Source organism: Gluconacetobacter brunescens (genome assembly GCF_048695475.1).
Classification (GTDB): domain Bacteria; phylum Pseudomonadota; class Alphaproteobacteria; order Acetobacterales; family Acetobacteraceae; genus Gluconacetobacter.
The window spans coordinates 2,156,260-2,176,777 of the sequence record NZ_JBLHEN010000001.1 but is presented as its reverse complement, the minus strand read 5'-3'; the positions used below and the strand labels follow the sequence as shown (position 1 = coordinate 2,176,777).

The following is a 20,518-nucleotide window of genomic DNA, read 5'->3' as shown; positions in this document are numbered from 1 at the left end:
CAGATGACAGAAACCTTCCACCACAGGGGGCGGGCATGACCGCCCCCGCCATCCTGCCTCTGGCCGGCGCATTGCTGGCCGGGGGCATCGGCACGCTGCTGCTGGCTGCCGGCATCGCCAAGCTGCGCGATCATGACGGGTTTCTGACCACGCTGGCCGCCTACCGGCTGGTGCCCGATTCCCTGCTGGAATCCGCCGCCTGGGCCCTGGCGGTCGCCGAAACCGGCGTCGGCGCGGCCCTGCTCGCCGGTGTGGCTCCCCTCCGGGCCGGCATCGGCGCGGCGCTGCTGTTCGCGCTGTTCGTCCTCGCGATGGCCATCAACCTGCTGCGCGGGCGCGCCGATCTCTCCTGCGGCTGCCTGCCCGGCATGGCATCCGCCCGCCTGTCCTGGGGCGCCGTCGCGCGCGCCGCCCTGCTGGCACCGGCCTCGCTGCTGCCGGCCCTGACCGGCCTGCCCATATCGCTGCTGCTGCGCTATCAGGCGCTGGCGGCCGGCGCCTGCCTGCTGGCGGTGGTCCTGGCGCTGTCGCACCTGATATCGGCCGCGCGCGGCCCGGAGGAACAATCCGCATGATGACTGTCCTGATCGTGTCGCAGGTGCTGCTGTTCGCCGCCATCGTCGTGCTGGTGCTGGTGGTGCTCGCCCTGGCGCGCCAGATCGGCATCCTGCACGAGCGCATCGCCCCCATCGGCCAGCAGCAGCCCCAGCGCGGGCTGGAAGTCGGCCAGGCGATCCCCCGCATCACCATGCGCACGCTCGAAGGCACGCCCTTCCCGGTGGGCGAGCGCCTGGCGGCGGGCACCATCCGCATGCTGCTGTTCGTCGGCGCCGACTGCCCCGTGTGCAAGCGCGTGCTGCCGATCGCGCTGGACGTCGCGCGCGAGCGGGGCCTGGAACCTGTTCTGGTCGGCGACGGCGCGGTACCGGAACTGGAGGCCCTGCGCGACCGTCTGGCGCTGGGCGGCATCCCCTTCGTCACCGGCGTCGAACTGGGGCTGGTCCTGCAGGTCAGCCGCCTGCCGACCCTGGTGCTGCTGGACGATAACGGCACCATCCTGGCCCGCGACGTGGTCAACACACGCCGCCAGATCGAGGCGATGCTGCCGAACGTCGCCGGGCGACCCGCTGCCGCGTGAAAGGCCCAGTTCCGCCGAAGTGGAACAATCGACCGGCTACAGCGTTGTGCATGCACATGAAATGTTGCCGGAGCCCATCATGAAGCTGTTTGCCTGCCAGGCCTGCAACCAGGTCCTGTTCTTCGAGAACACGGCATGCGAGCGATGCGGCCACACCCTTGGTTACTTGCCGGAGGAAAATGATCTCAGCGCGCTGGAGCAGATAGCGGCCGAGGACGGCACATGGCGGCCGCTCTCGACGGCCGCAACGGCATCGTCCTACCGGTTCTGCGCCAATGCCGCCCAGAACGCCTGCAACTGGCTGGTCCCCGCCGGCGGCGATGCCTACTGCCTGGCCTGCCAGTTGAACCGCACGATCCCGGACCTTTCGGAGGGCAGGCATCTGGACCAGTGGCGGAAGCTGGAAACGGCGAAGCACCGGCTGGTCTATACGCTGCTGCGCCTGAACCTGCCGATCGTGACCCGGCAGGAAGACCCGGAAGGCGGGCTGGCCTTCGATTTCCTGGGTGATCCACCTGATGGCGGCAAGGTGCTGACCGGCCATCAGGACGGCCTGATCACCATCGCGCTGCGCGAGGCCGACGACGCCCAGCGCGAGGCCATGCGCGTGGAAATGGGCGAGCAATATCGCACCCTGCTAGGCCATTTCCGGCACGAGGTCGGCCATTATTACTGGAACGTGCTGGTGCGCGACGGCGGCCATCTGGACGATTTTCGCGCCATGTTCGGCGACGAGCGCGCCGACTACCAGGCGGCGTTGCAGCATCACTATCAGGTCGGCGCCCCCCCGAACTGGCAGGACAATTTCGTCAGCGACTACGCGACCATGCACCCGTGGGAGGATTTCGCCGAGACCTGGGCGCATTACCTGCACATCGTCTCCACGCTGGAAACCGCGCGGGCCTACGGCCTGTCGGTCGACATCCACGTCTCCGACGATCCGGCCATGCAGACCGAGGTCGCGTTCAATCCCTACGCGCCGGGCGACTTCGCGCGGATCGCCCAGGCATGGCTGCCGCTGACCTATGCGATCAACAGCCTGAACCGATCGATGGGCCAGATCGATTTCTACCCGTTCGTCCTCGCCCCCCCGGCGCTGGAAAAGCTGGCCTATGTCCATAACCTGATTCACGGCACCCCGCCGGCCTGAGCAGACCGTTCGGCCCTCGCCCCGCGCAAGACCGTTTACTGTTGGCGCGGCTTCGCCCATACAACCATGCATCATGGACATGGCGCCCATCCCTGTTGACGAGATGGTTGACGGTCACGGTGGCGTCCGGCCTCACTGGCGCCGTCTCCTTGGCGCGATCAGCGATCTCGGCCATCGCGAACTGCTCGAACGCGGCAGGCAGATGGCGCGCGCCCTGCACGACCAGACCGGCCCCATCGAAGGCGCCGCCGCGGGCTGCGACCCGGTTCCGCTGCTGCTGACGGCGCAGGAATTCGCCCGCCTGTCCGAAGGCATGGTGCAGCGCGCCCGCGTGCTGGAGGCGACGCTGCGCGACCTCTACGGCCCGCGCCACCTGCTGGCGGATGGCGTGCTGCCGCCGTCCCTGGTCTATCCGGCGCCGGGCTTCCTGCGCATGGGCGGCCCGGTATCGGGCGCGTTCCTCGATTTCTACGCCATGGACCTGATTCGCGGCCCGGACGGTGCCTGGCATGTCGCGGCCGACCGGGTGGCGCGCGCCAACGGCATCGGCCAGGCGCTGGAAAACCGGCGGCAGATGACGCGGACCCTGCCGGAACTGTTCGCCGGCCGCGAGGTCCAGCCCCTCTCGCCCTTCTTCGATGCCTGGCAGGACAGCCTGCACCGCCTGCCCAACCTGCCGGACCGCAATCCCGGCCTGGCCCTGCTCACGCCGGGGCCGCGCGGCACGCTGTGGGCCGAGCATGTGATCCTGGCGCGGGAACTGGGCTGCGTGCTGGCCGAGGCGGGCGATCTTGCGGTGCGCGACGGCGCCCTGTGGCTGAAGACGGTGCGCGGCCTGCGCCGGGTGGACGTGCTGCTGCTGCGCCAGGACGGATGGACGGTCGACCCCCTGGAACTGGAGGGCGGCAGCCCCCCCGGCATCGCCGGCCTGCTGGACGCGGCACGCGGCGGCGCGGTCCATCTGGTCAACCACCCGGCATCCGGCCTGGTCGAGGCGCCCGGCCTGGCCGCCTTCATGCCCGCCCTGGCCCGCCGCCTGATCGGCGAGGATCTGCGGCTGCCCGACGTCCCGGCGCGCTGGCCGGCGACATTCGGGGTCGAGGCCCTGCTGGCCGACGACCGCAGAAACTGGTGGCTGCGTGACAGCGCGAGCGCCCGTGGCCCGTCCTGCCGCCTGGACCGGGCGAAGGAGAGCGTGCTGGCGGCCCTCCACCGCACCCCGGACCGCTTCGTGGCGGTCGAGGCGCTGGCCCCCTCGGTCATGCCGGCCATCCAGCCCGGCGGAATCGAGCCCGGCGCGGTCGTGCTGCGCCTGTTCGCCCTGTTCGACGGCACCGGCTGGCAGGTCATGCCGGGCGGCATGGCACGCCTGCTGCCCGATTCCGACCTGCCGCCCGGCGGCCCGATGGATCGCGCGCGCGGCGGCCAAAGCATCACCAAGGATGTCTGGGTCACGGTCGAGGACAGCCGCAACCTGGTCGGCATCGCCGCGCCGCCCATGCCGGTGCTGGCCATCCGGCGCGGGCAGGGGGACCTGCCCAGCCGCGCGGCGGACGATTTCTTCTGGCTGGGCCGCTACCTGGAACAGTTGGAGGAAGCCGGGCGCGTCCTGCGGGTGCTGACCCGCCGGATCGGCCGGATCGACGGCTCCCCGCGCGAGCGGGCGGAACTGGAAGCCGTGCTGCGCCTGGCGGTCCAGATCGGCCTGCTCCAGGACGAAAGCATGGCCGGCGCGGGCTTCGCGACGCAGGTGCGGGCGCTGGCCGCCGTCACGCTCGATACCGGCATGCCCCGCCGCCTGCTGTCCGAAATCGCCCGGGTGTCGGCCGGTCTGCGCGACCGGATGACGGTCGAAACCTTCGAGACCATCGTCCACGGCACCGACACGCTGCGCACCCAGTTGCGCGAGGCGCGCGTTGTCGGCGATGCCGGCCGCACGCTGGAGCGGATCGGCCGCGTCACCGACAGCCTGCTGCGCTACGGCGCGACCATTTCCGGCCTGACGGCGGAGAACATGGTGCGCAGCGGCGGCCGGCAGTTCCTCGAACTCGGCCGCCGGATCGAGCGGGCCGGCGCGATCCTGACGTCGATGGCGCTGATCCTGCGCCAGAAGGACGTCTCCCAGCGTGGCCGGATGGAGGGCGCGCTGCGGTTGATGCTGGAACTCAGCGACTGCGCCATCACCTACCGGTCGCGCTATTTCGCGGTGTTCCAGCCCGCTCCGGTGCTGGACCTGCTGCTGCTGGATGGCGGCAATCCGCGCGGCGTGGCCAGCCAGATGGCGATGGTGGCCGAGGCCCTGGCCGATCTGGACCCCAGCGACGGAACGGGTCTGGCCAGCGCGGCCGGCCAGGTCATGGAGCGCCTGCGCGCGGTGGTGGCCGATGTCCTGTCCGCACCCCAGCAGGATGTTGCGGCGGCCGCGCTGCCCGACCGGCTGCGCGATATCCATGCCGCGCTGCGCGATGTGGGCCAGCAGATCGCACGGCGCTACTTCGTGGTGCTGACCTCTCCGCGCGCGGTCGGCGGCCTGCGTGCCGTTGATCGGGGCGAGGCATCGGACGAATCATGATCTATCGCGTGCGTCATCTCACCCGTTACGCCTATGGCAGCCCGGTCGATCTGGCGGCCCATATCGTGCACGTCACCCCGCGCGACCTGCCGGGCCAGGCCGTGCGCTGGACCCGGCTGGAGGTCACGCCGTCCCCGGTGCGGCGGGTCGACGGCACCGATTATTTCGGCAACCTGATCGCGTGGCTGTATCACGAGGCCCCGCATCGCAGCTTCGCCGTGCTGGCGGAATCGGAGGTCGAGGTCGCCTTTGCCCCCCCGCCGCCCGAAGAGACGTCCCTGGCGTGGGAAGACCTGGTCGCCCTCGCACGCGCCGGCGGCGCGCCGGCGTGGCAGGCGGCGGAATTCCTGTTCGACAGCCCGATGTGCGCGGCCAACGCGGCGGCGGGCGATTATGCGGCCCTGTCCTTCACCCCTGGCCGGTCGATCCTGGCCGCCCTGCTGGACCTGAACACGCGCATCTACACCGATTTCCGCTTCCGCGCCGGCGTCACCACCCTCTCCACGCCGGTTGAGCAGGTGCTGGCCCGGCGCGAGGGCGTCTGCCAGGATTTCACGCATCTGATGATCAGCGCGCTCCGCTGGATCGGCGTGCCGGCGCGCTATATGTCCGGCTATATCCGCACCCGTCCGCCGCCGGGGCAGGCCCGGCGGCTGGGCTCCGACCAGTCCCACGCCTGGGTGGGCGCATGGCTGGGCCCGGCCCATGGCTGGATCGGCCTCGACCCCACCAATGGCATCGTGATGCGCGACGAGCACGTCGTACTGGGCTGGGGGCGCGACTATGCCGATATCAGCCCGGTACACGGGCTGATCCTGGGCGGCGGCAATGACGAACTGACGGTCGGCGTGGACCTCGTGCCGGCCGAGGAGTGGGAAGACGTGCCGCCCGAGCCCACGGACCCTACCGACCTGGCATGACCTCGCGTCAGTGGTTTCCGGACGTCTTGAGGCCGGATTCGAAGCCCATGCTCTGCCAGACTTCCTTCTGGTTCTTCGGGCGATGCTTGCCCCCGCCGCAGGCGGCAACCGAGAGAACGAGGGCCGCCAGGCCAATAAACCGCATCGTCTTGAACAAAGGGGGCCTCCTGCCAAGTATCCGCCGCGCGGAGACTGGATAAAAGAATATCCTGGTCGTCTGCCGGTCCGGCAATGCATCCACGCCCTGCACATACCCGGGACCGAAATCGTTCATAGCAGACATCCCGGCTCACGCGGAAGAGATGGCGCCGGGCTTTCCTTGGCGGGGAAACGGGCCGATATAACCGGGCGCAACGATTTCACGTCACGGAACGGGCGGCAGGGCATGATGCTGGACACTCTTATCACCGACATGCGCACGGTCCATGCCGTCGCCGACCTGCGGCAGACGGTGCGCGGCTGGAAGCGGCGCGGGCTGACGGTCGGGCTGGTGCCGACCATGGGCGCGCTGCATGACGGCCATCTCAGCCTGGTCCGCGCCGCCCTGGGCGCGACCGATCGCGTGATCGTCTCGATCTTCGTCAATCCGACCCAGTTCGATAACCCGGCCGATCTCGAAACCTACCCCCGCGTCATGGAAGCGGACACGCGCCTGCTGGCCGAAGCCGGCGCGCATGTCCTGTACGCGCCCACGGTGGCCGAGATGTATCCCGCCGGCTTCGCCACTACCGTCTCGGTGCACGGCGTGTCCGAAGGTCTGTGCGGCGGCCACCGCCCCGGCCATTTCGACGGCGTGGCGACCGTGGTGTGCAAGCTGTTCCTGCAAAGCCAGGCTGACGCGGCCTTCTTCGGCGAGAAGGATTTCCAGCAGGTGCATGTCGTCCGCCGGATGGCCGCCGATCTGGATATCCCGATCCGGGTGGAAGCCTGCCCGACCCGGCGCGAGGCCGACGGGCTGGCGATGTCGTCACGCAACCGCCGCCTCACCGGCCCCGGCGACCGCGATCGCGCCCGCGCCTTGCCCCAGGCCCTGGAGCACGCGGCCCGCGCCATCGCCGGGGGCCAGCCTGTCGCCCCGGTCCTCGCGGCAACGCGCGCGCACCTGCTGGCGGCCGGGTTCACCGATGTCGAATATCTGGAACTGCGGCGCGAAGAAGATCTGGCGCCATTGGCGGCCCTCGACGGCCCGCCGGCCCGCCTGCTGGCGGCCGCCTGGCTGGCCGGGGTCCGGCTGATTGACAACGTGCCGGTTCCCGCCGCCGGGGCGTAAGGTCAGGGCGCCGCCCTGAAACCCGCCAAAGGGCATGACCCTTTGGAAACCATGCGTTATCAGGCATCGAGCGAGCGGGCTTCGTCCGGCAGCATGATGGGGATGCCATCGCGGATCGGGAAGGCCAGCCCGGCCTGCCGGCTGATCAGTTCTCCGGCCTCGCGGTCATAGATCAGCGGCCCCTTGGTCACGGGGCAGACCAGGATCGACAGCAGGCGCGGGTCCAGAGGTTGCTGGGCGGTTTCGGTCATCGGCTGGTCTCCTGTACGCATGGCCGGTAGCGGAGGCGGGACATCGGGCATCGCATGGATGCTGCCTCACGCCGGTGGTGGGTCAGATGCCTCGTCGCCGGGTTCATGTCCAGCCAGTTCCAGCAGCGTCTGCAATGTCCGCGCCCGATCGTTCAGCGAGGCGGATTCGAGCAGCGCCTGCTTTTCGGCGGCCGGGAAGGGGCAGATCATCGGCAGCGTGATCAGCAGCGTCTCGTCGTCCATCTGGTCGATCACGTTCCAGCGCGTGCCGAAGCCCCGCATGCTGCAATAGCGCCGCAGCGCCGCCAGCATACGGCTCCGGTCGAAGAACAGGTCCGCACTGTCGGTCAGGTCGCAGGCGAAGGATGACACGTCGATCCGCGCCCGCCGATAGCCGCGATGCAGGCCGGTCTCCCGCAGCAGGCGAAAGCGCGCCAACCCGGTCAGCGTCACGGCATAGGTGCCATCGGCCCGTTCGGTCAGCGAGGTGATGCGGCCGACGGCACCGATCGTGTACAGCGGCGGAAACGGGTCTTCGCCGTCCGCGTCGCTGCCTTCGTTCTCCACGGCATCGTCGCGCGGCTGGATCATCCCGATCAGCCGGTTCCCCGCCAGCGCATCCTCCAGCAGCGCGACATAGCGCGGCTCGAAGACATTCAGCGGCAGCTTGCCCCGGGGCAGCAGCAGCACCTCGCGCAGCGGGAACAATCCCAGTTCGGCCGGCATGTCCGCCAGTGTCATGTCCCGCAGGCGCGGGACGACACGCGGCACATCGTCCTCGATCAATGCGGGCGAGCCCTCGGGGCGCACGTCACGAGAACATCAGCGAGGACATGCGGCGCCGTGCCTGCAGGGTGGCCGGGTCGTCATGGCCCCAGGCTTCGAACAGCCGGATCAGTTGCAGCCGCGCGGCATCGTCATTCCAGCCACGGTCCTGGCGCATGATGGTCAGCAATTCGTCGGCGGCTTCCTGCCGCAGGCCGGCCGCGTTCAGCGCCGCCGCCAGTTCATAGCGCGCTTCATGGTCGGCCGGATTGGCCGCCAGGCGCTTGCGCAAATCCTCGGCTTCCTCGGCGGCCTTGCGGCCTTCGCGCTTCAGGTCCAGGGCCGCGCGGGCGCCGGTGATCTCGGCATGCCCGGCGATCTTTGCGGGCACGTCGGCCAGGGCGGCCTCGGCGGCTTCCTCGTCCCCCATCACGATCAGGGCCCGCACCAGCCCGCCCCAGGCGGCCGGGTTCTCGGGCTCGATCTCGATGGTCTGGGAATACAGCCCCGCCGCTTCCTCGGCGCTGCCGGCATCCAGCGCGGTGCGGGCGGCGGCGAGCAGCTCCGCCGCCGGCATGGCACCGCCGCCGGCGGCCTGGAGCAGCCCCTCGACAAAGCGCTTGATCTCGCTTTCCGGCTGCGCGCCCTGGAACAGGTCGAGGATCTGCCCCTGCCAGAAGGCGGCAACCAGCGGAATCGATTGCAGCGGCAGCCCCACCTGCGTGAGCTGCTGGGCCAGGGCGCGGTTGGCGTCGACATCGATCTTGACCAGCTTGACCCGACCGCCGGCCGAACGGACGATCTTTTCCAGCACCGGCGTCAGCTGCTTGCACGGCCCGCACCAGGCGGCCCAGAAATCGACCAGCACCGGCATGGTGCGACTGGCTTCCAGCACGTCCTGCATGAACGTGTCCTGGGTGCCATCGATGATCATCCCCGCACCGTTGCCGGCGTGACCGGCATTGCCTGCGGCTGCGGTTCCCACTGCCGGCGCCCCCGCGGCGTCAACCAGGCCGCCTGCGGGCCGCTGTGCTGCGCGGGACTGACCGATGATGTACTCCATGAAAACCGATCCTGCCTGTTTTAACGTGTTTTATCGTGCTCTACCGCCGGGCATGGCCCGGCCTCCTGCTGACCTTAACATTGTCATCGCCACCCTGTCTCACAAGCGGCAATGCACCCCTGTCACAAAAAACACCGAAGATGATTTTCCCCCCTTGTCAGCCGATCCGCTTTCCCTTAAACCCCCGTTCACCGACACGGTGAGCGGGCGTAGCTCAGGGGTAGAGCACAACCTTGCCAAGGTTGGGGTCGTGGGTTCGAATCCCATCGCCCGCTCCAGATTTTCCTAGGAAAATCAGTCGGTTAAAGACGGTCCTTCGGGGCCGTTTTTTGTTTACAGCGTGTCGCGGCGCCGGAATGTAAGCATTTTGTAAGCAGCCTGACGCAAGTCGGGTGCGGCTTCGGCGTAGCGAGCGAGTGAGCGAATCCGTTTGCTATATCCGTGAAAGCGACAATGCTTCCCCCCCTTTAGAGAGGCATCAGATACGCCACGCGCTAGGCAGCACCGTGCGTGCTCCATAGGGCTACGGATATGGCAACTCTGAACGTCTTCTCCGGGAAGGCCGAGCGAGCGCCGCGATTTTTGCTACCAGCAGATAAAGTGCCGGCGTGGTGAGCATGGTCTGGACCTGGCTGACAATCAGCCCCCCGATCAGCGCTATGCCCAGCGGCTGGCGCAATTCCATCCCATAGCCGCCCATCAGCACCAGCGGCAGCGCGCCGAGGGCGGCGGCAAAGGTGGTCATGACAATGGGCCGCAGCCGCAGCAGACAGGCCTCGCGGATGGCCTCACGCGCCGTCAGGCCGCGTTCGCGCTCGGCAGCATGGATGGCAAAATCCACCAGCAGGATGGCATTCTTGAGCGAGATGCCGGTGAGCAGCAGCATGGCGATCACCGCCATGCCTGAGAACGGCAGCCCGAACAGATCGAGGGCCATGATGGCCCCGATCCCGGCTGAGGGAAAGGTGGAGAGGATGGTCAGCGGGTGCCATACGCTTTCATAGAGCATGCCCAATGTCAGATAGACGGCCAGCACAGCGCCGATGATCAGGATCTCGCTGTCATGCGTGCTTTTGCCAACGTCCCCTTCATCGCTCTGTAGTTCGCCGGTGATGGTCTCGGGCAGATGCAGGCTCCGCCACTCCTGATCGATGATCGCCTGTGCCTGCGACAGGCTGACACCGGGAGCCAGTTCCAGCGCCAGCGAGGCGGAACTGGCATAGCCGATATGGGTGACGGCCACCGGGTCAAGGCTCGGTGTCATCCGGGCCACGACGGACAGCGGCACCAGCGTCTCCGCCCCGGTCGCCACGGCCGATCCGGTCGACGCATTCGCTCCACCCGCCAGTGAATTGGCGATCTGGTTTCTGAACGCCGCGGCACTCGTGGAGGCTGTGGTGCTGGCCGTGGCCGACGTGACCACCCGGATGGTGTTCGAGGCCGAACTGCCGGACGCTGACCCACCCGAGGGACTGATCCAGAACTGCTTCAGGATCTCAGGGTCGCGCTGGAAGCGGTTTTCCACGGTCAGCACCACGTTGTATTGCCCGTGTGTCGTGTAGATGACCGAGGCCGTGGTCTGGCCAAGCGCGTCGGACAGGGTGTTGCCGATGACCTGTGGCGTGACCCCGACACGGGCGGCGGTATCGCGGTCGATGGCCAGCGTAATGCCCTGTCCGGGCGGATCGACGTCCGGATCCACATCCGTAAACTCCGGATGATGCCGCAGGGCTTTCGCCAGTTTCCGCGTGGCTGGCCCCAGCAGCCGGTCGTCCTCGCTGCGCAGGATGTAGCTGACCCCGCTGCTGTTGGAGCCAACCCGCATCATGATGTTGCCGGGCGCCTGGGCATGGTATTCGGCATGGATATCCTTACCCATCCTGCCGATCACGCGGGTCGCGACTTCCGCCCCTGAAGCCCGCCCGGTGGACAGGTCGCGCAGCGTGGCGAACACCATGCCATGGCTGGAGCCTTCGCCGGTATCGAGATAGGCAATGACGTGCGTGACCGCCGGATCCTCCAACAGCACCCTGCTGAACCGCTCCAGCCGGACCTTTGTCTGGGTCAGCGAACTGCCGCTGCCGCGTGAGCCGCCCGAGACAATGCCGATATCCTGACGCGGGAACACGACCTTGGGCATGTGGGTGAACAGGACCACCCCCACCAGCAGGGTCAATGGCAGCAGGAACGCCGTCTTGCCGGGATGGGTCAGGCAGATTTCGAGAGTGCGGCGATACAGACTGCCACTGTGTTTCTCATGATCCAAAAAGTCTGCGGCATCGATGCCGTGGGAATGATCTTCGGCTGCGGTCGGGTGTTCTTCGTTGATGCGGGCGTCGCTTCCCTCGGCGAACCGCATGCACAACACTGTCAGACACGGCGTCACCACACAGGACAGAACCAGCGACACGGTCACGGCGATCCCCACGGTGCCGGCAAACTCCCGGAACAGCCGTCCCGTCAGACCGGAGACCAGCCCGATCGGCAGGAACACCGCCAGCACCGACACGGTAATCGACAGCAGCGTGAACGCCACCTCGCTCGCTCCGGCAATGGCCGCTTCATCAACAGACATCCCCCGCTCGCGCATGCGGATGATGTTCTCGATCACCACGATGGCGTCATCCACCACCAGGCCTGTCACCACCGTCAGCGCCATGAGCGAAAGATTGTCCAGCCCGAAGCCCGCCAGATGCATCGGCCCGAGGCTGGCGATCAGGCAGCACGGCACGATGATCGCCGCTGCCACGGAGGCCGTCCACGAGCGCAGGAACACCCACACCACGGCCAAGGCCAGAACACAGGAGGCCAGGAGCGTCACCAGCGTATGATGCAGCGAGGAACGGATCACCGCCGAGCCATCCCGCGCCACGGCGATATCCGCTCCCGGCGGCATCAGCGTGCGCAGTCGGGGCAGACGGGCTTTCACCTCATCGACGATGCCCACCAGATTGGCTCCCGGCTGGGCGCGCACCATCAGGGTCAGGGCCGGTTTCCCGTCAAAGAACGCGGCGGCATTCACGTCCTGCATGCTGTCGGTGACAGTCGCCACATCCCGCAGCCGGATCGGGCGCCCGCTCTTATAGGCGATCACCAGATCCCGGTAGGCGTCGGCATGTTCGGCCTGATCGTTGACGGCAAGCTGGTAACGCCGGTCGCCCATATCGATCACGCCCTTGGGCGTATGCGCATTGGCCGAGGCCAGAGCCGCGCGCAGGTTCTCGAACCCCATGCCGTATTTGAAGAACAGCAGCGGGTTCATCTCCACCCGCACCGCAGGGGCTGAACTGCCCATGAGCGTCACATCACCCACGCCTTGTACCTGCAACAGCATGGGCCGAAGCGTGGTGTTCACCAGGTCATACAGCTTCGCCATGGACTGTATGCCCGGCGTCACCGCCAGGATCAGCACCGGCGTCGCATTGGGGTTGGCCCGGTGATAGCTCGGGTCGGACCCCGGTGTTATTGGCAGATCCCGCCGCGCGGCCCGGATCGCCGCTTCCACGTCCCGCGCCGCACCATTGAGGTCACGGCCCAGTTCGAAGCCGAGCGAGATGGATGTCTCCCCCCGCGTGGAAGTGGACATCATCTGCGTGACGCCCGCGATATTGCCCAGATGCCGTTCCAGCGGGGCTGCCACCGTACGGCCCATCACCTCGGGCGAGCCGCCAGCATTCGACGCCGAGACCGAGATCACCGGCAGGTCGACATCGGGCAGGTCCGAGACCGGCAGGAGGGGCAACGCCATCAGGCCCGACAGCACGGCGGAGAGCAGCAGCAGGAGGGTTGCCACCGGGCGACGGACAAACCAGGCGATGAATTTCAAGGAAGATGTCCCGTCCCTGCGGGAGGGTTCACTCTATAAGACGATCGAGTGCTGCGTTTTTTCAGCGCCAACACGACGAAAAGGGTGCGAACGAGCTGTTTTTATATGCTCCGCTCATCGCTGGCCGGCGCCACCGTAATGGCCGCACTTTTAAGGGCTAGGCCATATTCGGCTGCGGCGGCATGCAGCAACGCGGCGATCTCGGGCGAACGAACGGGAATGTGGCGGCCTGTCTCGGCATTGACGAACGTAATGGCCGGGGACGTTTCCCGGCGCGTGGAGGCGATACGGTAGCGCCAGACCCGGTCCACCCCGACATCGCGCCGCAACACGTCGTGTTCAACCAGCAGGTTGAGGTTGCGCTGGAGGGATCCCTGACTAGGCGCATGCCCATCTACCATCGCCGCAAGCGTTTTCCAGATTTCGACGGCCGTCGCCCCATTTCCGGCTTCCAAAATGCCATGCAGCAGCACCCGACGCAGGTCGGTCATCTTCAGTCCGCTGTCCCGGCAGCGCTCTTCCAGTTGGCGGACCTGCCTGCGGCTGGCGCCCATGGCGGGGCGGATCTGATGTACGTCAGGGGGAGAGCGGCGATGTTCGGGGAAAGCAAGCATGGCGATGATCCTGTCACGATCGGAGAAAAGGAATGCCCAGAAACCTCAGTTCCTGTCGGCATGGATGTAGAACTCGACGGGGACGGTCAGCGTAATGGGATCGCCCTGAACACTGTCCGGCGGGACGGGCAGCGGCTGGGCGCGTTTGGGCAGCGCAATCGCTTCCTGGTCCAGCAGCGCATGGCCGGAACTGCTCGCCAGCGTCACTGAAAGCACATGACCCTTCCGGTCCATGGAGAAGGTGACGGCGGGCACGCCTTCCTGACGGTCGGCCATGGCGTCGGACGGGTAGCGCTTGAACTTTTCAAGCTGTGCCAGTAGCGCGCCTTGCCAGGTCACCGGATCATGGGAAGCATGAGCCGATGACGACCCTGGGGCTGGCGCTGCCTGTGTGGGTGCCGGTGGCGCCTCTGTCGAAGGTGGCGCGGTCGTAGCCTCGGCCGACGGTGTCTTGCCCGGGATGGGCTTTTTGAAGTTCGGAACCGGCTTGCTCTTTTTGATGATCTTGCGTGGTTTCTCCGGTTTGGGGACCGGAACCGGGGGATTGGGCGCGGGCGATGGCGGGGCCGTGATCTTGGGCGGCTCGACCGGCGCCGGATCGGGAATGGACTGCGTCTGCTTCGGGCCGATCGGTGCGTCGGTCGGCGGCGTAGGTGTCGAGACCGGTTCAGGGGCCATGTCGATGGCAATGGCCGCGGGAGGCGGTTCCGGCACGGCCATCTGTGGCGGCGGCAGACGCATGATCCACCAGATCGTTCCGCCGCTGACAGCCAGAACGGCAAGGAAAGACAGGCCCCAGCGCAGGGCATCTTCACGCCGGGCCAGACGGAGCTGCCCGCGCTGCCAGTCGGCGAAAGACGGCGAGACCGCATCCTGGGTCGCGCCAGCCGAACCGGCCGCATCTACCATGTTCGCCGTGCCGCTCACGGTGTGTTTCCCGTAGCTGGCGCCGCCGCAGGAACACTACCCGAGGCTCCCGCGCCGGTGGGCACCGTTGCCGTACCGGCTTCGCTGCCTTCCTCCTGTCCTTGCAGATTGACCAGCGCGACCTTGAGGTAGCCAGCAGACCTCAGCTTATCCATCACGCCCATCAGCGTGCCGTAATCGACTGTCTTGTCGGCCCGCAGGAAGATCCATTCGTCCTTGTTGCCTTTGGTCGCACTTTCCAGCGCACCGGGAAGCGCATCGGTGCTGATATCATCCTCTCCCAAGGCCAGACCGTGATCGGCTTTCACCGTCAGGAATACCGGATCGTCCGGGCGCGGCGTCGGCTTTTCGGTCGAGGATGGCAGATCAACCGGCACATTCACGGTGGTCAGCGGGGCGGTGACCATGAAGATCACCAGCAGGACCAGCATCACGTCGATGAACGGGGTGACGTTGATCTCGCTGGCCTCATGCGGATTTTCGTCGGTGTGACGGATACGGATCATGCCGCCTACTCCCCGGCGACTGTGCGGGCGTCACGCGACGCACCCAACCGCACCACCTGTCCGCTGGCGGTCAGGGCCTGCATACGGCCGAGATCACGCGAGACGAGGCGCATGACCAGCGCTGTGAGGTCGGCAACCTATGCGCGGCACGAGGCCGTCTGGCGGGCGAGATGGTTGTAGATCACCACCGCCGGGATGGCGGCCACCAGACCGAGGGCGGTCGCCAGCAGGGCCTCGGCAATGCCAGGAGCGACCACGGCGAGGCTGGTCGCCTTGCTGGCCGCAATGCCGGTGAAGGATGTCATGATCCCCCAGACCGTGCCGAACAGACCAATGAAGGGCGACGTCGCGCCGATGGTGGCCAACAGGCCGGTACCACGCATGAGGCGGCGACCCTCAGCGGCTTCCAACCGCTCAAGGTGCAGGACGATGCGCTCTTTCAGGCCGTCGCTGTCATCCGGGATGTCCTGTGAGCGCTTGCGTTCGGTTTCGGCCGCCATGACCAGCGTGTGGGCGATAGACGAATTCCCTCGCGTCCATTCCTCGCCAAGGTCCAGCGTATTGGCTTCTTCCAACGCTTGCTCGGCCTTCTGGAGTTTCAGGCGCACCCGCAGCAGTTCCACCGACTTGGCGATGAAGATGGTCCAGGTCAGCAGCGAGGCCACAGCCAGCAGGATCATGACGCGGCGGACGACGGGACCGGCGTTGAGGAACATCTCCCATGGGGAGAATGAAATCGGGGTCATGACTGACCTCCTTTGACAGACGGTGTGCGGCACCATGCCCGGAGGACGCAGGCGACCGTCACGATGAGAGGAATGGAAAGGGCGGTCCATGACAGCGCCAGCCAGACGCCATGCTGGCCCAGCAGGGCGGACAGCAGGCCGAAGGCAGTGAGCAAACCCAGCCCGATCGGCCACGGCCAGATGGCAACGGAAGAGCGCGGGGTCACATCTGGCGAAGGCGAGACGGGCAAATTAGGAGAGACAGCGTTCATCGGACTGCCCCCGCCGTCAGGACAGGAACAGCCGTATCGTCCGCATCATCCAGTTCGTAACCCAGCGCCCGCAGACGGGCGTCGGTGGCGATTTTCCGTTTGCCCGCCCACAGCGCCAGCCCGCTGACCAGCACCCCAATCACCACCATATCCAGCAGCGCCCAGAGGATTTTCAGCGGCATCCCGCCGTAATCCCCGAAATGCAGCGGACGGGAGACTTCGAGAAAGCGGAGATACCACGGCATGGGATACGCCCCGGTCAGTTCGCCCGTCCGGGAATCGACCAGAACTGGCGTGAACAGACGCGCCCGCAGCGGTGTCGCACCACGGGTCCAGAGCACGTAATGCACGGGGCTGCCGAAGGAGGCGCCGGGGAAAGACAGGCCGGTCACCTCATTGCCGGGTGCTGCTTTTGCCGCCGTATCGAACGCGGCCTGCACGGAGGAGAGATGATCCTGCGACGGCACCGGCAGGTTGGCGTAGGGGCGCAAAATCTGCCGCACATCGGTCACGCGCCACAGGCCGAACAGCGGCGTCTGGAGTTCATTGACCAGCCCTGTAAAGCCCACCACCGTCGCCCAGACCAGCGTCGCCGCACCCAGAAGGTTGTGCAGGTCCAGCCATGTCAGGCGCGAGGCTCGGTCGCGCCTGACCGATCCGAACGGCAGTCGCCTCATGAAACGGCCGTACAGCACTGTGCCGGACACCAGCGAGGCAACAAAGGCAGCGCCCATCGTGCCCATGAACAGCGCACCGGGAAGGCCCGCGAACAGGTTCATATGCAGGCGCGTGCAGGTGCCAAGGATGACGCCGGTCCAGGTGCGCGGCTCTTTCGGGGCGTCGGCAGGGCGGGACTGTTTCAGCATTTTGGCCGTGCGGGCGTCGAACTTGATCCAGTGACCGGAATGACGGTCGGGATGGTTCTCGTCGTCCTTTAGCGCCTGCCAGCTCGGCGCCATGGAGACCAGCACGGCAGGTTCGTCATCGTCGGGATTGACGCTGGTGATGATCTGCCCAGGATAGAGCGCACGCGCCTTCTCGACGATGACATCGAGACTGACGTTTGGCGTGCCCAGCGGCAGAACCTCATAGGGTGGATCATCATCGCCGACGAAAATGTCCCATATCTGCTCCGAAAACAGCATCGGCAGGCCGGTCACGCACACGATCAGCAGGAACAGCGTGCAGACCAGGCTCGTCCATTTATGGACCACAAACCAGCGACGAAGCGCGCGGGTGGTCATGGAAACCGCGCGCTCACAAATGCGTGTAAGAGTGAGTCGCAAATATCAAATGCACGCAAAACCAGATCCTTTGCTCTTCGCTCCTGACCTATCCAGTCGCGACATGTGCATCCATGCGATCATATGCCGCAGGGTGTTCCATGTCGGACTGAAAGCAGGTCCCACTCTCTAAGACGATCTGGAGGAACATATTTTCATTTTTTCTGGTGACTTGGTTTCTTATCCAAAGTGCGTTCACACCCTGAAAACACACAAAATATCTACTTCCAAAAGCGTACGATGAATATTGTACAAAGATTTGCGAAAACCGCCTCCTCTGCCCAACGAATTTTGTACGAACAGCTCTCGCATTTTGCACACCCCCACTCCACGAGCTTGGCACGGGGCACTACACGGATCTTGCAGAGTCAGGCTCACGCATCTTGCAAGGCGTGGACTACACGAATTTGGCATGGGGACGACGGGTAACGCCTTGTGGTCAGGCTGAAATTTGCTCTCAGTTTGGGTGGTGGGGGACTGTCTAATGCGCGCCAATGTAAGTCACGGATATTACACAGCACCGTCCCACGAGGTTGGCATGGCTCGCCCCTCGAATGTTGCCGGGGGCAACCCACGCACCTTGCCGCGAGACTGCCCCTTGAATTTGGCATGGAAGCGAGCGGGAGGCTTTTGAAGCTAAATAAGGAAAGTTGACACAGTTTTACGTCAGTAAAATTTTACCAATTATATGTCAGATTTCCATAAACACGCCGTCCCTGGCCAAGATAACAAAGGGAAGTCGAGCATGCTGTTAAATAATATTTGTTTGTCAAATTTGAAACAGAGATTTGTGCTTTCAACCCACGAAGAGAAGACGACACTGCACCGAAATCGTAGTGGGCTCCGAGGTCAAACAAAACATAAGATGGCGTTTTAAAAGATTCAACATTATCAGCATATGTAGATCCGACGTATCTCAATCCCCAATTGAGGCCAAACCCTTTAGCTACATTCTGTGGCATCGTATAATCGGCAAAAATAGAAAACATATTACGCGGCACTTGTGGAACCGACATCCCTTCTTCCGAGAGAGCATTCCCATAATATGATTTAGTATAAGGATTGTAGCGCTGATCTGTTACGTTGCTCTTTCCAAATCTTATATCCGTATAACTATAAGACGCAACCAGTCTTAAATCGCGTGTAATATTAGCATTCGCAGATACCTCAAAACCCTGAGATACAACTCGACCAGCGTCAGCACTAAAGCCTGAATGAGTGAGGTCACTAATGAGATAGTGATTTTCGTCAATATGAAATGCAGAAGCTGTTAAAAGAATGTCCTTGTTCGGAAATTTATACTTAAGACCAGCCTCAAATTGTTTACCAGTCAATGGAGCGAATGGCTGGCCAAGATAATTTGTTGATCCTGCCTGCGGAACGAACGATGTAGAATAACTGAAGTAAGGAGAAAGGCCGAAATCGAAATTATAGATAATGCCCGCGCGCCAAGTGAACGCACTTTGCGGTTCACTACCTGCATCGTTATTATTAGACATTTTTGTTCCGTAGACATTGTAATTTATGACGCTATTCCGTGAATAATTGACCCAGTCTTGACGGCCTCCTAGCAAAACAGAGAGGCCCTTCCATTTTATCTGATCTTGAAAATACAGACCATCTTGAAAATAACTTAATTCTTGACGATCACCAAAAGTGAAACATGATGTATTTGAAAAACTAAAGCAAGATGATAAGGAACTATGATACGCTTGTGGATTATATGAATTAATCAAATTACTAGATCCCAAATCATACTGAAAATATTGTGGGTAATTAAAGTTACGAAAATCATTTCCAATGACCCACGTGTGACTAACCGGACCAGTTTTAAATTTTCCGAATAGGCGTGTATCGAGGCTTGATGTGGTTTGGTTAGTATTGAAGAGCCACGGGGTCCACGCCGTGACATTGCCTTGTTCAGTGCTTGCTCCCGCATTCAAATACGAGGTCTTCATATTATATTGGCTGTTCTCCCAGCGGAATACCTGACTAAAATTAATGTATTTATTGAAATTATGCTTAAATTGGTATTCAAACATCGCATCTTTAGTGCCTGCAGTGTTCCATCCTGGTAGCCCGAAAAATGCACTTCGAGATATCCTAGTCTGGCCGTTGGAAATGAGAGTGCCGGAAAGAGGATACTCTGTAGAAATACCATTCCCTGGGGTATACATATACATTCCCAAGAGAGTGAGAGACGTTTTATTATCAACATCCCATGTAATAGAAGGCAGAACACCCACCCGGTGGTAATCGACGTAGTTTGTTTGGCTTCCTTGCGTGACACCGATAGCTGCAACACGGTACCTTACGTTCCCAGACTTAGTAAGCTTGTCACTAATATCAAATGTTGCTTCATAGCGCCCCCAGTTCCCAAACCCTAACGATGCCGAATGTAACGGTGTATCTGTGGGCTTTTTCAAATCTATTGAAAGCATTCCACCCGGCGCGACTTGTCCGTACATCACCGAAGCCGGACCATTGACCGCTTCAATGCGCTCAACAAAAGCGGTTTCCCCTGCGCTAGATGATGTTGTCATCAGGCCGTCGACAAACTCTGTAGTGGCAAAACCTCTTTGCATGATGCCGTTGGATGGCCCCCTCGAGGCGCCATTGCCTGATGTGCCAAACGTTTCCGCAAAAACACCAGGCGTGTAACGAAGTGCTTGCTGCACGCTCTGAGCTTGTTGATCAATCATTTGGTCTTTGGTGATAACGTAAATCGAGTTTGGGATTTGCGTAATTGGGGTATCTGTTTTGGTACCCGACATTGTCGTCGTCGCAACATACCCCACGCCAGGCCCAGTCGGATCCTGATGCGCGACAGTCCCGCCCACGCGGACAGGACCAAGGGTGATATTTGCAGATGATTTCGCAAGGGTCACACTGTTCGGCCCCGTGGCGCGCCAAGTCAGGCCCGTCCCTGTCAGCAGGCGGGACAGGGCCTCCTGAGGCGTGAGATTTCCCGCGACAGCGGCGGCCCGGACGTTGCCCGCATCCGCCGTCGGATAGGCGACCTGAACGCCGGACTGCTCCAGATACCGGTGCAGGGCCGTGCGCAGGGGTTGCGCCGCGATCGTGAAATGCCGGGTCGCGCCGGTACTGGCGGACGCCGTCTGCGCCTTTGCGGCCTGGGTCATCAGCCCGGAGAGACAACTTGAAGCCAGCAGGGTCATGAGGCAGACCCCTGCAACAGACGCCGACCGGTGGCGCAATGTGTGACCCATTGGTGA

16 protein-coding genes, 1 tRNA gene and 1 pseudogene are annotated in these 20,518 nt (G+C 63.9%); 7 read left to right on the top strand and 11 right to left on the bottom strand.

Going from position 1 to position 20,518, the window contains the following annotated elements:
• Positions 1-35: 35 nt before the first annotated feature.
• The 5 genes from ACMAUO_RS09650 (at position 36) to ACMAUO_RS09630 (ending at position 5,780) form a co-directional block, all read left to right on the top strand.
• Positions 36-575: a MauE/DoxX family redox-associated membrane protein gene (locus tag ACMAUO_RS09650; RefSeq protein ID WP_420356686.1), complete on the top strand. Its 540-nt coding sequence runs from the start codon at positions 36-38 to the stop codon at positions 573-575.
• A complete protein-coding gene (locus ACMAUO_RS09645) occupies positions 572-1,138 on the top strand; it encodes a thioredoxin domain-containing protein (protein WP_420356685.1) in 567 nt (188 codons plus the stop codon). Before ACMAUO_RS09650 ends, ACMAUO_RS09645 begins: the two co-directional genes overlap by 4 nt.
• Positions 1,139-1,217: 79 nt before the next feature.
• Positions 1,218-2,288 (top strand): zinc-binding metallopeptidase family protein, encoded by a 1,071-nt coding sequence (locus ACMAUO_RS09640; RefSeq protein ID WP_420356684.1) that lies wholly within the window; start codon positions 1,218-1,220, stop codon positions 2,286-2,288.
• 79 nt (positions 2,289-2,367) lie between these two features.
• A complete protein-coding gene (locus ACMAUO_RS09635) occupies positions 2,368-4,860 on the top strand; it encodes a circularly permuted type 2 ATP-grasp protein (protein WP_420356683.1) in 2,493 nt (830 codons plus the stop codon).
• A complete protein-coding gene (locus tag ACMAUO_RS09630; RefSeq protein WP_420356682.1) occupies positions 4,857-5,780 on the top strand; it encodes a transglutaminase family protein in 924 nt (307 codons plus the stop codon). Before ACMAUO_RS09635 ends, ACMAUO_RS09630 begins: the two co-directional genes overlap by 4 nt.
• A 7-nt stretch (positions 5,781-5,787) precedes the next feature.
• On the opposite strand, the gene ACMAUO_RS09625 is transcribed toward ACMAUO_RS09630, so the two are convergent.
• Positions 5,788-6,054, bottom strand: coding sequence for a hypothetical protein (locus tag ACMAUO_RS09625; protein WP_420356681.1), 267 nt, complete (start codon positions 6,052-6,054; stop codon positions 5,788-5,790).
• 114 nt (positions 6,055-6,168) lie between these two features.
• Between ACMAUO_RS09625 and panC the strand changes: the two genes are divergently transcribed.
• Positions 6,169-7,050 carry a pantoate--beta-alanine ligase gene (panC, locus tag ACMAUO_RS09620; protein WP_420357250.1) on the top strand — a complete coding sequence of 294 codons (882 nt, stop codon included), beginning with the start codon at positions 6,169-6,171 and terminating at the stop codon, positions 7,048-7,050.
• 59 nt (positions 7,051-7,109) lie between these two features.
• Here the strand turns inward: panC and ACMAUO_RS09615 are convergent, their stop codons facing one another.
• The 3 genes from ACMAUO_RS09615 to ACMAUO_RS09605 all read right to left on the bottom strand — a co-directional run bounded on the left by ACMAUO_RS09615 (position 7,110) and on the right by ACMAUO_RS09605 (position 9,129).
• Positions 7,110-7,301, bottom strand: a complete 192-nt coding sequence (locus ACMAUO_RS09615; RefSeq protein ID WP_420356680.1) for a Trm112 family protein — start codon at positions 7,299-7,301, stop codon at positions 7,110-7,112.
• Between the two features lie 66 nt (positions 7,302-7,367).
• Positions 7,368-8,042: an LON peptidase substrate-binding domain-containing protein gene (locus tag ACMAUO_RS09610; RefSeq protein WP_420357249.1), complete on the bottom strand. Its 675-nt coding sequence runs from the start codon at positions 8,040-8,042 to the stop codon at positions 7,368-7,370.
• A gap of 70 nt (positions 8,043-8,112) precedes the next feature.
• Positions 8,113-9,129: a tetratricopeptide repeat protein gene (locus tag ACMAUO_RS09605; protein WP_420356679.1), complete on the bottom strand. Its 1,017-nt coding sequence runs from the start codon at positions 9,127-9,129 to the stop codon at positions 8,113-8,115.
• A 203-nt stretch (positions 9,130-9,332) separates the two neighbouring features.
• On the opposite strand from ACMAUO_RS09605, the gene ACMAUO_RS09600 reads away from it, so the two are divergent.
• A tRNA-Gly gene (locus tag ACMAUO_RS09600) sits at positions 9,333-9,407 on the top strand.
• A gap of 245 nt (positions 9,408-9,652) precedes the next feature.
• Here the strand turns inward: ACMAUO_RS09600 and ACMAUO_RS09595 are convergent.
• From ACMAUO_RS09595 to ACMAUO_RS09565, 7 genes and pseudogenes are all read right to left on the bottom strand, one after another.
• Positions 9,653-12,955 (bottom strand): efflux RND transporter permease subunit, encoded by a 3,303-nt coding sequence (locus ACMAUO_RS09595; RefSeq protein ID WP_420356678.1) that lies wholly within the window; start codon positions 12,953-12,955, stop codon positions 9,653-9,655.
• Positions 12,956-13,056: 101 nt separating this feature from the next.
• Positions 13,057-13,446 carry a Fur family transcriptional regulator gene (locus ACMAUO_RS09590; RefSeq protein ID WP_420356677.1) on the bottom strand — a complete coding sequence of 130 codons (390 nt, stop codon included), beginning with the start codon at positions 13,444-13,446 and terminating at the stop codon, positions 13,057-13,059.
• 168 nt (positions 13,447-13,614) lie between these two features.
• The gene (locus tag ACMAUO_RS09585) at positions 13,615-14,478 is read right to left on the bottom strand and encodes an energy transducer TonB family protein (protein WP_420357248.1); all 864 of its coding nucleotides are present in this window, start codon (positions 14,476-14,478) and stop codon (positions 13,615-13,617) included.
• Positions 14,479-14,492: 14 nt separating this feature from the next.
• Positions 14,493-15,002 carry a TonB system transport protein ExbD gene (exbD, locus tag ACMAUO_RS09580; protein WP_420356676.1) on the bottom strand — a complete coding sequence of 170 codons (510 nt, stop codon included), beginning with the start codon at positions 15,000-15,002 and terminating at the stop codon, positions 14,493-14,495.
• 5 nt (positions 15,003-15,007) lie between these two features.
• Positions 15,008-15,748, bottom strand: a pseudogene (gene exbB / locus ACMAUO_RS09575) (tonB-system energizer ExbB).
• Positions 15,749-15,995: 247 nt separating this feature from the next.
• Positions 15,996-17,243: a PepSY-associated TM helix domain-containing protein gene (locus ACMAUO_RS09570; protein ID WP_420356675.1), complete on the bottom strand. Its 1,248-nt coding sequence runs from the start codon at positions 17,241-17,243 to the stop codon at positions 15,996-15,998.
• A 716-nt stretch (positions 17,244-17,959) separates the two neighbouring features.
• On the bottom strand, positions 17,960-20,461 hold the full coding sequence (locus ACMAUO_RS09565; protein WP_420356674.1) for a TonB-dependent siderophore receptor: 2,502 nt from the start codon (positions 20,459-20,461) through the stop codon (positions 17,960-17,962).
• Between the last annotated feature and the right edge of the window lie 57 nt (positions 20,462-20,518).

Bases quoted from the DNA above. Each gene is read 5' to 3' on its own strand.
- ACMAUO_RS09640 (WP_420356684.1), top strand. From the start codon at position 1,218: ATGAAGCTGTTTGCCTGCCAGGCCTGCAACCAGGTCCTGTTCTTCGAG.
- ACMAUO_RS09585 (WP_420357248.1), bottom strand. From the start codon at position 14,478: ATGGTAGATGCGGCCGGTTCGGCTGGCGCGACCCAGGATGCGGTCTCG.
- ACMAUO_RS09635 (WP_420356683.1), top strand. From the start codon at position 2,368: ATGGCGCCCATCCCTGTTGACGAGATGGTTGACGGTCACGGTGGCGTC.
- ACMAUO_RS09625 (WP_420356681.1), bottom strand. From the start codon at position 6,054: ATGAACGATTTCGGTCCCGGGTATGTGCAGGGCGTGGATGCATTGCCG.
- ACMAUO_RS09615 (WP_420356680.1), bottom strand. From the start codon at position 7,301: ATGACCGAAACCGCCCAGCAACCTCTGGACCCGCGCCTGCTGTCGATC.
- ACMAUO_RS09645 (WP_420356685.1), top strand. From the start codon at position 572: ATGATGACTGTCCTGATCGTGTCGCAGGTGCTGCTGTTCGCCGCCATC.
- ACMAUO_RS09590 (WP_420356677.1), bottom strand. From the start codon at position 13,446: ATGACCGACCTGCGTCGGGTGCTGCTGCATGGCATTTTGGAAGCCGGA.
- exbD (WP_420356676.1), bottom strand. From the start codon at position 15,002: ATGATCCGTATCCGTCACACCGACGAAAATCCGCATGAGGCCAGCGAG.
- ACMAUO_RS09610 (WP_420357249.1), bottom strand. From the start codon at position 8,042: ATGACACTGGCGGACATGCCGGCCGAACTGGGATTGTTCCCGCTGCGC.
- ACMAUO_RS09570 (WP_420356675.1), bottom strand. From the start codon at position 17,243: ATGACCACCCGCGCGCTTCGTCGCTGGTTTGTGGTCCATAAATGGACG.
- ACMAUO_RS09630 (WP_420356682.1), top strand. From the start codon at position 4,857: ATGATCTATCGCGTGCGTCATCTCACCCGTTACGCCTATGGCAGCCCG.
- ACMAUO_RS09605 (WP_420356679.1), bottom strand. From the start codon at position 9,129: ATGGAGTACATCATCGGTCAGTCCCGCGCAGCACAGCGGCCCGCAGGC.
- ACMAUO_RS09650 (WP_420356686.1), top strand. From the start codon at position 36: ATGACCGCCCCCGCCATCCTGCCTCTGGCCGGCGCATTGCTGGCCGGG.
- ACMAUO_RS09565 (WP_420356674.1), bottom strand. From the start codon at position 20,461: ATGACCCTGCTGGCTTCAAGTTGTCTCTCCGGGCTGATGACCCAGGCC.
- panC (WP_420357250.1), top strand. From the start codon at position 6,169: ATGCTGGACACTCTTATCACCGACATGCGCACGGTCCATGCCGTCGCC.